This is a genomic window from Pseudomonas saudiphocaensis, from assembly GCF_000756775.1.
Classification (GTDB): Bacteria; Pseudomonadota; Gammaproteobacteria; order Pseudomonadales; family Pseudomonadaceae; genus Stutzerimonas; species Stutzerimonas saudiphocaensis.
In genome coordinates this window covers 2,063,139-2,076,193 of sequence record NZ_CCSF01000001.1, presented here as the reverse complement: position 1 = coordinate 2,076,193, position 13,055 = coordinate 2,063,139, and the positions used below count along the sequence as shown (strand labels likewise).

The following is a 13,055-nucleotide window of genomic DNA, read 5'->3' as shown; positions in this document are numbered from 1 at the left end:
GGCGCGTGCGTTGGGCGTTTGCCTGGCTGATTCCATTCAATTACGGCAAGGGTGCATCATGCAGAACGGACTGACAAGTCGGCTTTGGAAGTTATGGGCCTTAGTGCTTTTTCTCGTGCTTGGCAGCCCGATGCAAGCTGCTGAAACCAACCGGCTAGAGCCTGAGGAATCGGCAAAATACCTGGCCGGGCTCAGAGCTCTGTATCTGACTTCCGATGAGCGTGCCGCGCTGCTGAGCCACGCCAATGCCCTGCTTGAAACCTATGGCTTGCGAGCGGCCTACCAGGTCGGGCAGCCGAATCCGCAGGATTTGCGTTATCGGCTTGCTGTGGGCGCGCCAGGCGAGTTGCGCATTCGGGAAGAGCGGCGTGATTCCTCAGGCAATCTTGCCGTGCGCAACCGCAGCTTCTCGGTGTTTGGCCTGGATCCCTATGTACAGTACCAATGCCCGTCGCAGGGGGTTATCTGCACGTTCGCCAATCAGAATGGCGAGCCCTGGCTGATCATCCTGCGCGACCCGAAAGGTGCTGAGGAACTGGCCAAGGCGCTGTCCTACCTGATCCGCAATCTGCAGAAAGGCTGAGCAGGAAGGTTTCACTATTGAATCCGTGGAGATGGTACGGGTGGGCCATGCGCGCGAACATGGCGGCCCTCCGGCATGCTTCCCTTCACTGGCATGGCCCGTTCCCATATGCAAAAGGGGCTTCTGCTTAAAGCGTAAAAGCCAGCACTCCAGCAAAGGGCTCAATCCAACCCGTAAGTACAAAAAACGCCGCATCCCGTGAGGGTATGCGGCGTTTTTTTTCACGCTCGAAGGCTTACAGCAGCATCGTGCGGATATCCGCCAACAGCTCGGACAGACGCTTGGTGAAGCGAGCTGCCGCGGCACCGTTGATCACGCGGTGATCGTAGGACAGCGACAGCGGCAACATCAGGCGTGGCTGGAAGGCCGAACCGTCCCAGACCGGCTGCATGGTGGCCTTGCTGACACCAAGGATCGCCACTTCCGGCGCGTTGACGATCGGCGTGAAACCGGTGCCGCCAATGTGCCCGAGGCTGGAGATGGTGAAGCAGGCGCCCTGCATCTCATCTGCCGAGAGCTTCTTGTTGCGCGCCTTATCGGCCAGCTGAGCCGCTTCGCCGGCCAGCTGCAGCAGGCTCTTCTGGTCGACGTTGCGGATGACCGGCACCATCAGACCGTCCGGCGTGTCCACGGCGAAGCCGACATGCACGTACTTCTTGCGAATCAGTGCCTTGCCGCTGGGCGCCAACGAGCTGTTGAAGTCCGGCAGCTCCTTGAGCAGATGCGCACAGGCCTTGAGCAGCAGCGGCAGTACGGTCAGCTTGACGCCAGCCTTTTCCGCCACGGCCTTCTGCGCAACACGGAAGGCTTCAAGCTCGGTGATGTCGGCCGACTCGAACTGCGTCACGTGCGGCACATTCAGCCAGCTGCGATGCAGGTTGGCGGCACCGACCTGCATCAGGCGGGTCATCGGGACTTCTTCGATCTCGCCGAAGCGGCTGAAGTCGATGGTCGGAATCGGCGGAATGCCGGCCCCGCCAGTCGCTCCGTCAGCGTCCTTGCTCTGCTGCAGCCGGGACTTGACGTAAGCCTGGACGTCTTCCTTGAGGATGCGACCTTTCGGGCCGGTGCCCTTGACCTCGGTCAGATCGACGCCGAATTCGCGCGCCGTCATGCGAACTGCGGGGCCCGCATGAACCTTGCTGCCAGCCTTGCTAGGTCCGCTAACCACTGGCGGTGCCTTGGTCGCTGCTTCAGCTGGCGGCACGCCCTGCTTGTTCGGGGCAACCGACTGCTGCGGGACGGCTTCCTCAGGCGCCTCGGCTTTCTTCGGCTCTGCTGCAGCTTGCGCTTGAGGCTTGGCTGCTGCAGGTACCGGAGCAGCGCCGGCGACTTTCAGGCGCATGATCAGGTCGCCGGTCTTGGCCTGGTCACCGACCTTGATCTCAAGGCTTTCGACGACGCCGGCCTTGGGCGCAGGGATTTCCATGCTGGCCTTGTCGGATTCCAGGGTGATCAGCGACTGGTCCGCTTCCACGGTATCGCCAACGCTGATCATCACCTCGATGACTTCGGCAGTGCCGCTGGAGCCGATGTCCGGAATCCGCACTTCCTCGACGCTTTCGCCCGCAGGCGCTTCGGCGGAGGCCGAAGGGTTGTCATCGCCAGGCGCTGTCGGCGCTTCGGCTTCGTCAGCCGCGCCGCCAGAGGCTGCGCCGGCCGGCTCGGCAGCCGCTGCAGGTGCAGCTTCGCTCTCACCCGCGTCTTCGGTTTCCAGCTCAAGCAGCTCGTCGCCTTCTTTCAGACGGTCGCCGAGCTTGACCTTGAGGCTCTTCACCACGCCGGCTTTCGGCGCGGGAATTTCCATGCTGGCCTTGTCCGACTCGAGCGTCAGGATGCTCTGGTCGGCTTCGATGCGGTCGCCAACCTGGACCAGTAGCTCGATTACTTCACCCTCACCGCTGCCGATGTCGGGTACGCGTATGGTTTCACTCACGATAGGTTCTCCTGTGCGCACGCAGCATCAGCAATCCAGAGGATTGCGCTTTTCGGGGTCGATGCCGAACTCGGCGATGGCTTCGGCTACCACCTTGCGTTCGATGGCACCGCGATCGGCGAGCGCCTGCAGTGCGGCAACGGTTACCCAGCGGCGGTCGACTTCAAAGAAGTCGCGCAGCTTGGCGCGGGAGTCACTGCGGCCATAACCGTCGGTGCCCAGCACCTGGTATTCACGCGACGGAACCCACTGGCGAATCTGGTCGGCGAACAGCTTCATGTAGTCGGTGGAGGCGATGACCGGGCCTTCGCGACCTTCCAGGCACTGCTGGACGTAGCTCTTGCGCGGCTCCTCGGTCGGGTGCAGGCGGTTCCAGCGATCCACGGCCAGGCCTTCGCGACGCAGTTCGTTGAAGCTGGTGACGCTCCAGACATCGGCGCCGATACCCATCTTGGCAAGGATGTCCACCGCAGCGCGGACTTCCAGCAGGATGGTGCCCGAGCCCAGCAGCTGCACGCGGTGCTTGAAGTCGCCTTTGGCTTCTTCGAGCAGGTACATGCCCTTGATGATACCTTCCTGGACACCTTCGGGTATCGCCGGCTGCTGGTAGTTCTCGTTCATCACGGTGATGTAGTAGTAGACGTTCTTCTGCTGCTCCATCATCTCGTGCATGCCGTGGTGCATGATCACCGCCAGCTCGTAGCCGTAGGTGGGGTCATAGCTGCGGCAGTTGGGAATGGTGCTGGCGAGGATGTGGCTGTGGCCGTCCTCGTGCTGCAGACCTTCGCCGTTCAGCGTGGTACGGCCGGAGGTGCCGCCCAGCAGGAAGCCGCGGGTATGCGCATCGCCGGCAGCCCAGGCCAGGTCGCCAATCCGCTGGAAGCCGAACATCGAATAGAAGATGTAGACCGGCAGCATCGGCTGGTTGTAGTTGCTGTAGGCGGTGCCCGCGGCGATGAACGAGGAGAACGCGCCAGCTTCGTTCAGACCTTCCTGAAGAATCTGGCCACTCTTGTCTTCGCGGTAGTACATGACCTGGTCGCGGTCGACCGGCTCGTACAGCTGGCCTACCGGGGAGTAGATGCCCAGCTGGCGGAACATGCCTTCCATACCGAAGGTGCGCGCCTCGTCGGCGAGAATCGGCACGATGCGCTTGCCCAGGTCCTTGTCCTTGATCAGCTGCGACAGGATCCGGCCGAAGGCCATGGTCGTGGAGATTTCACGCTCGCCGGAACCATCGAGTACGGCCTTGAGGGTTTCCAGTGGCGGCGTCGGAATGCTGAAGCTCTTGTCGCGACGCTGCGGCAGGTGACCGCCGAGCTTTTCCCGGCACTTCATCAGGTAGCGCATTTCCGCGCTGTCCTCGGCCGGACGGAAGAAGGGCAGATCTTCCAGCTGCGAGTCCTCGACCGGGATGTTGAAGCGGTCGCGGAATTTCTTCAGGCTCTCGATATCGACCTTCTTGGTGTTGTGGGCGATGTTCTTCGCCTCACCGGCACCGGTGCCGTAGCCCTTGATCGTGTGTGCAAGGATAACGGAAGGCTGGCCCTTGTGATTGACCGCGCTGTGGTAGGCCGCGTACACCTTGTAGGGGTCGTGGCCGCCACGGTTGAGGTTCCAGACCTCCTGGTCGGAGAGCTTCTCGACGCGCTTGAGCAGCTCCGGGTCGGCACCGAAGAAGTGCTTGCGTACATAGGCGCCGTCGTTGGCCTTGTAGTTCTGGTACTCGCCGTCGATGGCTTCGTCCATCCGGCGCTGCATGCGGCCGTCGTGGTCGGCTGCGAACAGCGGGTCCCACAGGCGACCCCAGACCACCTTGATAACGTTCCAGTCGGCACCGCGGAAGTTGCCTTCCAGTTCCTGGATGATCTTGCCGTTGCCGCGAACCGGGCCGTCGAGGCGCTGCAGGTTGCAGTTGATGACGAAGACCAGGTTGTCGAGGTTTTCACGGCCCGCCAGGGAGATCGCGCCGAGGGTTTCCGGCTCGTCACACTCGCCGTCACCGATGAAGCACCAGACGCGCTGCTTGCCGGCAGGAATGAAGCCGCGGTTTTCCAGGTACTTCATGAAGCGTGCCTGGTAGATCGCCTGAATCGGGCCCAGACCCATGGATACGGTCGGGAACTGCCAGAAGTCCGGCATCAGGTGCGGGTGCGGATAGGACGACAAACCGTTGCCATCAACTTCCTGACGGAAGTTGTTCATCTGCTCTTCGGTCAGGCGGCCTTCGAGGAAGGCGCGAGCGTAGATGCCGGGCGAGGCGTGGCCCTGATAGTAGATCAGGTCGCCGCCGTGCTCTTCGGTCGGGGCCTGGAAGAAATAGTTGAAGCCGATGTCATACAGCGTCGCGCTGGAGGCGAACGTGGAAATGTGTCCGCCCAGGTCCGGGTCTTTCAGGTTGGCACGCATTACCATCGCCAGCGCGTTCCAGCGGACCAGTGAGCGGATGCGCCGCTCCATGAACAGGTCGCCGGGCATCATCGCTTCGTGCGAGACGGGGATGGTGTTGCGGTAGGGCGTGGTGATCGCGTAGGGCAACTGGGTGCCGGTACGGGTGGCCAGTTCACCCATACGGGTCAACAGGTAATGGGCTCGCTCTTCACCTTCGTTATCGAGGACTGATTCGAGGGCGTCCAGCCATTCCTGGGTTTCGACGGGATCGAGATCTTGCATGGCTTGCTCCAGGGCGGAAAGGCTTCCAGAATCGGTTGCCTGCTTCGCTGCCGGCTTTGTGGGCCGGCGCGTATATGTTCTTGGATTGTGCCGGGGGTAGAACCGGTGTCTGTAGTTTTACTACAAAACGGCGTCTGATTCAGCCCCCTGCAACATTCTTTCGTAGTAAAACTACATTTTCGGCGACTCGGCCTGTCTGGAAAGCGTAAACGCCAAGGCTCTGGCCTCAGCGTTTGCGCTGCCCACAGTCGAAAACGCAGCTGTTTCGGCGCTAGTCAGACCGTTGAAAACGTAAGCGAGGCAGGCAAGACAAGGCAAAAATAGGCGAGGAACGGACCGGGCTCGCGTACGAGTTAGTGTCCTAAGTGAGCAATCCGAGCCTCTTTTTAACGCTGTATTGCCAACGCAGGTAGTTTTTCAACGGCCTGCTAAGGATGCTATATGAGTCTGCCATCATTGGTTGCATTGCCGAAATCGCTACTGCCATTGGTCAGTCGCGCCAAGGAGTTGTTCCTCAGCGCGGCGCGCGATGTCTCGCCGCAGGCTGCGGATGACTTTGCAGCCTGGCCTGCCGAGCGCTGTGCAGCGTTCGAGCGAGTCTGTGCGGCCAGCGATTTTGTCACCGAACAGGTTAGTCGAGATCCGCAGATGTTGCTGCAGCTGGCCGAGGCCGGGCTGCTGGAGCGCCCTCTGCGTACGGGCGAGATGCATACGGCGCTGAATGCGCTGCTCGCCGATTGTGCGGACGAGGCGAGCCTCGCGACTCTCCTCAGGCGCTTTCGCAACCGTCAGCAGGTACGAATCATCTGGCGCGACCTGACACGCCAGGCTGACCTTGCCGAGACCTGTGCCGACCTGTCGGACCTTGCCGATACCTGCATCGATCTCGCCTATCGCTGGCTCTATGCGCGCCATTGCGAGCAGTTCGGCGTGCCGACCGGGCGCAGGAGCGGTCGCCAGCAGCAGATGGTTGTACTCGGCATGGGCAAGCTAGGCGCCCACGAACTCAACCTGTCGTCGGACATCGACCTTATCTTCGGCTACCCGGAAGGTGGCGAAACCACCGGAGCGCGCCGCTCGCTGGATAACCAGGAGTTTTTTGTCCGCCTTGGGCAGCGTCTTATCAAGGCGCTGGATGCGCCAACCGTAGATGGCTTCGTCTTCCGTGTGGACATGCGCTTGCGGCCTTACGGTTCCTCCGGCGCGCTGGTGATGAGCTTCAGCGCGCTGGAACAGTATTACCAGGACCAGGGGCGCGACTGGGAGCGCTACGCCATGATCAAGGCGCGGGTGGTCGGCGGCGACCAGCAGGCCGGCCGGGAACTGCTCGATATCCTGCGGCCCTTCGTCTATCGACGTTACCTGGATTTTTCCGCCATCGATGCGCTGCGCGGCATGAAGCAGTTGATCCAGCAGGAAGTGCGACGCAAAGGGGTTGCGGCGAACATCAAGCTGGGTTCTGGCGGCATTCGCGAGGTGGAATTCATCGCCCAGGCGTTTCAGCTGATTCATGGCGGGCGCGACCTGAGCCTGCAGCAGAGGCCGTTGCTCAAGGTCCTGACAACGCTGGCCGGGCAGGGTTACATGCCCGCCGCAGCGGTCGATGAGTTGCGCGAAGGCTACGAGTTTCTGCGTTACACCGAGCATGCCTTGCAGGCCATCGATGATCGCCAGACGCAGATGCTGCCGGACAGTGGCATCGACCGTGACCGCGTGGCCTTCATGCTCGGCTTCGAGACCTGGGACGCCTTTCACGAGCGCCTGTTGTACTGGCGCAGCCGGATCGATTGGCATTTCCGGCAGGTAATCGCCGATCCGGACGAAGACGAACTGGATGAAGGTGAAGAACTGGTGGGCGGCGAGTGGCTGCCGCTGTGGGAGCAGGACTGGGACGAGGAATACGCCAGTCGCCAGCTGGCCGACGCCGGATTCCATGATGGCCATGCTGCCTGTCAGCGCCTGGCTGCGCTGCGTAGCGCGCAGCAGGTGCGGACCATGCAGCGGCTGGGGCGTGAGCGCCTGGATGCTTTCATACCCCGCCTGCTGGCGCAGGTGGTCGAGCACGATAATCCGGATCTGGTGCTTGAGCGTGTATTGCCGCTGGTCGAAGCGGTGGCGCGCCGTTCGGCCTATCTGGTGCTGCTGACGGAAAACCCCGGTGCTTTGCAGCGGTTGCTGGAGCTTTGCGCGGGCAGCCCGTGGATCGCCGAGCAGATCGCTCGCTTCCCGCTATTGCTCGATGAGCTGCTCAATGCAGGACGGCTCTACCGGCCACCGCAGGCGCCGGAACTGGCCGCCGAGCTGCGCGAGCGGCTGGCGCGCATTCCCGAAGATGACCTGGAGCAGCAAATGGAGGCGCTGCGCAACTTCAAGCTGGCACACAGGCTGCGCGTGGCGGCCTCGGAGCTCGCCGGCACGCTGCCTCTGATGAAGGTCAGCGACTACCTGACCTGGCTTGCCGAGGCGATCCTCAGCGAAGTGCTGGCGCTGGCCTGGCATCACACGGTGGCGCGTCATGGCCGCCCGCGCCGCGCCGATGGCGAGTTATGCGATCCGGCCTTTATTGTCGTGGGCTACGGCAAGGTTGGCGGCATCGAGATGAGCCACGGTTCGGATCTGGATCTGGTGTTTATCCATGACGGCGACTCCAATGCCGAGACCGATGGCGCCAAACCCATCGACGGTGCGCAATTCTTCACCCGCCTGGGGCAACGCATCATTCACCTGCTGACGACCCAGACCACTTCCGGCCAGCTCTATGAGGTGGACATGCGCCTGCGGCCCTCCGGTGCTTCGGGGCTGCTGGTCGGCTCGCTCAGCGCCTTTGAGCGCTATCAGAGCGAAGAAGCCTGGACCTGGGAACACCAGGCGTTGGTGAGGGCGCGGGTGCTGGTTGGCTGCCCACAGTTGGCGCAGGATTTCGAGCGTGTGCGAGCTTCGGTGCTGGGCCGAGAGCGTGATCTTGAGCGCTTGCGCAGCGAGGTCAGCGAGATGCGGGCGAAGATGCGCGACAACCTCGGCACCCGCGTAACGCAAGCCGGTATGGCCGACAGAGCGTTCGAGCCGGAAGGCGAGTTCAATCTCAAGCAAGACGCCGGTGGTATCGTGGATATCGAATTTATGGTGCAATACGCGGCTCTGGCGTGGTCGCACCAGCATCCGCAACTGCTGCGCTATACCGATAACATCCGCATTCTCGACGGGTTGGAGCAGGCCGGGTTGATGACCGGCGATGAGGTTCGGCTGCTGCAGGATGCCTACAAGGCATACCGTGGCGCAGCTCACCGGCAATCACTGCAAAAGCTGCCCGAAGTGGTGAGTGGGGACCAATTTCATGATGAGCGTCGCGCAGTCATGCGCATGTGGCGTGAGCTTGGGCTCAGCTGATGCTCGTCTACAACTGCATTTATCGAATTTCCGAGGTGGCAACCAATGTCGATGGCCGATCGTGATGGCGTGATCTGGTATGACGGCGAACTGGTCGAATGGCGTAACGCGACCACTCATGTGCTGACCCACAGCCTGCACTACGGCATGGGGGTCTTTGAGGGCGTACGCGCTTACAACACGCCGCAGGGCACGGCGATCTTCCGTCTGCAGGCGCACACTGACCGCCTGTTCGACTCCGCCCACATCATGGGCATGAAGATTCCCTACACCAAGGAAGAGATCAACGAAGCGACCCGTGCTGCGGTGCGCGAGAACAACCTGGACAGCGCTTACATCCGTCCGCTGGTGTTCTACGGATCGGAAGGCATGGGTATCCGCGCCGACAACCTGAAGGTGCATGTCGTCGTAGCTGCCTGGCACTGGGGCGCCTATATGGGCGAAGAGGCGCTGGAGAAAGGCATCAAGATCCGCACCAGCTCCTTCACCCGTCACCACGTCAACATCACCATGACCCGCGCCAAATCCAGCGGCAGCTATGTCAACTCGATGCTGGCGCTGCAGGAAGCGGTGTCCGCAGGTGCCGACGAAGCGCTGCTGCTCGATCCGGAAGGCTACGTAGCCGAAGGCTCCGGCGAGAACGTGTTCATCATCAAGGATGGTGTCATCTACACGCCGGAAGTAACCGCCTGCCTCAACGGCATCACACGTGGTACCGTTTTGACCCTGGCGCGCGAGCTGGGTATCGAGATCGTCGAGAAGCGCATCACCCGCGACGAGGTCTATATTGCCGACGAGGCGTTCTTCACCGGCACCGCTGCGGAAGTGACCCCGATCCGTGAGCTTGACGGCCGCCAGATTGGCATCGGCCGCCGCGGTCCGATCACCGAGAAATTGCAGAAGGCCTACTTCGACCTGGTCACCGGTAAAACCGATGCCCACGCCGAATGGCGAACGTTGGTCAAGTAAGCCCGAGACTGGAAGCGAGGCGCCGGAGATGAGAAGGTTCCGGCACGCGCTTCCAGCCCTCATGCTTATGGCTTCCAGCTTATGAATATTCTGATCGTAGGTCCCAGTTGGGTAGGCGACATGGTGATGGCGCAGACGTTGTTCGTCTGCCTGAAACAGCGCCATCCCGACTGCCAGATCGACGTGCTGGCGCCCGAGTGGAGCCGGCCGATCCTCGAACGCATGCCCGAAGTGCGCCAGGCGCTGAGCTTCCCGCTCGGCCACGGTGTGCTGGACCTGGCGACCCGGCGCAAGGTCGCCCAGGGCCTGCGTGGCCAGTATGAGCAGGCGATCCTGCTGCCCAACTCGCTTAAGTCGGCGCTGGTGCCGTTCTTCGCTGGTATTCCCAAGCGTACCGGTTGGAAAGGCGAGATGCGCTATGGCTTGCTCAATGATCTGCGCAAGCTCGACAAGCAGCGCTACCCGCTGATGATCGAGCGTTTCATGGCGCTGGCGTTCGAGCCGGATGCCGAGTTGCCCCAGCCTTATCCGCAACCGCGTCTGCAGATCGATGAAGTCAGCCGTGCGGCGGCGCTCGCCAAGTTCGGGCTGGAACTGGACCGGCCGGTGCTGGTGCTGTGTCCTGGAGCCGAGTTCGGCGAAGCCAAGCGTTGGCCTTCCGAGCATTATGCCGCCGTGGCCGATGCGAAGATTCGCGCCGGCTGGCAGGTCTGGCTGTTCGGTTCGAAGAAGGACCATCCAGTGGGCGAGGCGATTCGTGATGAATTGATCCCAGGGCTGCAGGAAGAGGCGATCAATCTGTGCGGCGAAACCAGCCTGGCCGAGGCCATCGATCTGATGTCCTGTGCCACCGCGGTGGTTTCCAACGATTCCGGCCTGATGCATGTGGCCGCGGCACTCAACCGGCCGCTGGTGGCAGTCTACGGTTCGACTTCACCGCAGTTCACGCCGCCATTGGCCGATCAGGTGGAAATTGTCCGTCTGGGTCTCGAGTGCAGTCCCTGCTTCGATCGCACCTGCCGTTTCGGTCACTACAATTGCTTGCGTGATCTACATCCGCAGCCAGTGCTGGATGCGCTGCAACGTCTGGCTGGCGACCCGCTGGCCGATCCGCTGCCGCTGGTGCACTGAGTGCGCGTTCTGCTGATCAAGACGTCGTCGCTGGGCGATGTCGTCCATACCCTGCCGGCGCTGACCGATGCGCAGCGAGCGATTCCCGGCATTCAGTTCGACTGGGTGGTTGAGGAAGGCTTCGCTGAAATTCCCGCCTGGCATCCGGCCGTGGCCCAGGTGATTCCGGTAGCCATTCGCCGCTGGCGCAAGAACCTGCTGCAGACCCTGCGTTCCGGGGAATGGCGGCGCTTCAAGGCACGCCTGCGCGAGACCCGCTATGACCTGGTGATCGATGCCCAGGGGCTGCTGAAAAGTGCCTGGCTGACCCGTTACGTCAAAGCGCCGGTGGCCGGCCTGGATCGCGACTCGGCACGCGAACCGCTGGCCTCGCGGTTTTATGACCGGCGCTACAGCGTGCCGCGTGACCAGCATGCACTGGAGCGGACGCGCCAATTGTTCGCCCAGGCCCTGGGTTATGAGTTGCCGTCAGGCATTGGCGACTATGGCCTGAATCGCGAACAGATGGCCGCGCCTGGCGAGGAGCCGTATCTTTTGTTCCTGCACGGGACGACGTGGCCCAGCAAGCACTGGCCGGAAGCCTACTGGCGCGAACTGGCCGAACGCATGAGTGCTTTCGGCTGGCAGATTCGTCTGCCATGGGGCAATGCCGAGGAAAAGGCCCGCGCCGAACGCATCGCCGAAGGGATCGCCGGCGCTTCGGTATTGCCGCGGCTGAACCTCGGCGGTGTGGCCAAGGTGGTCGCCGGCGCTCGTGCTTGTGTGGCGGTGGACACCGGCTTGGGCCATCTGGCCGCCGCGCTGGATGTACCGAGCATTTCGCTGTACGGCCCGACCTTGCCGGGACGTGTGGGCGCCTATGGTCGTTCGCAGGTTCATCTGTGCGCCACCGGCCCCAATGCCGGCAAGGGTGATCGGCACACACCGTGCTTCGACGACTTGCTTCCCGAGCGCGTCGCCAATGAACTCAAGGCCCTGTTGCGGTCAGCGGAGACGAACTGATGCAATTGGCCTTCATTCTTTACAAGTACTTCCCCTTCGGCGGCCTGCAGCGCGACTTCATGCGTATCGCCCAGGAGTGCCAGCGTCGCGGTCACAGCATTCGGGTCTACGCGATGATCTGGGAGGGCGAAGTGCCGGATGGCTTCGAGGTGCTGATCGCGCCCGTCAAGGCCATTTTCAACCACACCCGCAACGAGCGCTTCACCGCCTGGGTCGAGCGTGATCTCGCAGCACGTCCGGTCGATCGCGTGGTGGGTTTCAACAAGATGCCGGGGCTGGATGTTTACTACGCAGCCGACCCCTGTTTCGAGGACAAGGCGCAGACCCTGCGTAACCCGATCTATCGTCGCTGGGGCCGCTACAAGCACTTTGCCGAATACGAGCGCGCGGTGTTCGCGCCCGAGTCGAAGACCGAAATATTGATGATTTCCGAAGTGCAGCAGCCTCTGTTCGTCAAACATTACGGCACCCAGGCCGAGCGCTTCCACCTGCTGCCGCCGGGTATTGCCCAGGATCGCCGTGCCCCGGTCAACGCGGTAGAGATACGTGACGAGTTTCGGGAGGAATTCGAGCTTGGCGCCGATGACCTGCTGCTGGTGCAGATCGGCTCCGGCTTCAAGACCAAGGGCGTCGACCGCAGCCTCAAGGCACTCGCCACGCTGCCGCGGGAGTTGAAGCGGCGCACGCGGCTGCTGGTGATCGGCCAGGATGATCCCAAGCCCTTCAAACTGCAGGCCAAGACGCTGGGCATTTCCAGCATGGTGGAGTTTCTCAAGGGGCGCAGCGACATTCCGCGTTTCCTGCTGGGCGCCGACCTGCTGATCCACCCGGCCTATAACGAAAATACCGGCACCGTACTGCTGGAGGCCCTGGTTTCCGGCTTGCCGGTGCTGGTCACCGATGTTTGCGGTTATGCCCACTATATCCAGGATGCCGATTGTGGTCGGGTCGTTCCCAGCCCGTTCGAGCAGTCCACGCTGGACCGCATGCTGGCGCAGATGCTTGAGAATGATGCGCAGCGTGTGGCCTGGGGCGGTAATGCGCTGCGCTATGCCGACAGCGCCGATCTTTACAGCATGCCGCAGCGAGCCGCCGACGTGATTCTCGGAGAGCGCTCATGAACAGATCGGCAATAGTGCTTCACCCCGTAGGAGCAAGCCATGCCCGCGAAGCTTCCGAGTCGCCCCTGTTCACGGGCATGGCCCGTTCCCACAAAGATCACGGCATTTCCCCTGCGGCGCTGCAGGCCGCCTTTGCTCCTGTAGGAGCGGGCCGTGCCCGCGAAGTGTCCGGGTTGTCCTCGTTCACGGGCATGGCCCGTTCCCACAAAGATCACGGCATTTCCCCCGCGGCGCTGCAGACCGCCATTGCTCC

At 62.3% G+C, this 13,055-nt stretch carries 8 protein-coding genes; 6 read left to right on the top strand and 2 right to left on the bottom strand.

Features of this window, described 5'->3' with window-relative positions:
* Window positions 1–58: 58 nt before the first annotated feature.
* Window positions 59–583 (top strand): hypothetical protein, encoded by a 525-nt coding sequence (locus BN1079_RS09630; protein ID WP_052114461.1) that lies wholly within the window; start codon window positions 59–61, stop codon window positions 581–583.
* Between the two features lie 235 nt (window positions 584–818).
* On the opposite strand, the gene aceF is transcribed toward BN1079_RS09630, so the two are convergent.
* Together aceF and aceE are read right to left on the bottom strand one after the other, a co-directional pair.
* Entirely contained in the window at window positions 819–2,519 is a 1,701-nt protein-coding gene (aceF, locus tag BN1079_RS09625; protein WP_037023966.1) for a dihydrolipoyllysine-residue acetyltransferase, read from the bottom strand.
* A gap of 27 nt (window positions 2,520–2,546) precedes the next feature.
* Entirely contained in the window at window positions 2,547–5,192 is a 2,646-nt protein-coding gene (gene aceE, locus BN1079_RS09620) for a pyruvate dehydrogenase (acetyl-transferring), homodimeric type (RefSeq protein WP_037023965.1), read from the bottom strand.
* Window positions 5,193–5,633: 441 nt separating this feature from the next.
* Here aceE and glnE point away from each other — a divergent pair, with 441 nt between their 5' ends.
* The 5 genes from glnE (at window position 5,634) to BN1079_RS09595 (ending at window position 12,802) form a co-directional block, all read left to right on the top strand.
* Window positions 5,634–8,579: a bifunctional [glutamate--ammonia ligase]-adenylyl-L-tyrosine phosphorylase/[glutamate--ammonia-ligase] adenylyltransferase gene (gene glnE / locus BN1079_RS09615; RefSeq protein ID WP_037023963.1), complete on the top strand. Its 2,946-nt coding sequence runs from the start codon at window positions 5,634–5,636 to the stop codon at window positions 8,577–8,579.
* 45 nt (window positions 8,580–8,624) lie between these two features.
* Window positions 8,625–9,548: a branched-chain amino acid transaminase gene (locus tag BN1079_RS09610; protein ID WP_037023961.1), complete on the top strand. Its 924-nt coding sequence runs from the start codon at window positions 8,625–8,627 to the stop codon at window positions 9,546–9,548.
* A gap of 81 nt (window positions 9,549–9,629) precedes the next feature.
* Complete coding sequence (gene waaF / locus BN1079_RS09605) at window positions 9,630–10,679, top strand: lipopolysaccharide heptosyltransferase II (protein ID WP_037023959.1); 1,050 nt, start codon at window positions 9,630–9,632, stop codon at window positions 10,677–10,679.
* Window positions 10,680–11,681: a lipopolysaccharide heptosyltransferase I gene (gene waaC, locus BN1079_RS09600; protein ID WP_037023957.1), complete on the top strand. Its 1,002-nt coding sequence runs from the start codon at window positions 10,680–10,682 to the stop codon at window positions 11,679–11,681.
* The gene (locus tag BN1079_RS09595) at window positions 11,681–12,802 is read left to right on the top strand and encodes a glycosyltransferase family 4 protein (protein WP_037023956.1); all 1,122 of its coding nucleotides are present in this window, start codon (window positions 11,681–11,683) and stop codon (window positions 12,800–12,802) included. The genes waaC and BN1079_RS09595 overlap by 1 nt, the downstream gene beginning before the upstream one ends.
* Window positions 12,803–13,055: the final 253 nt, after the last annotated feature.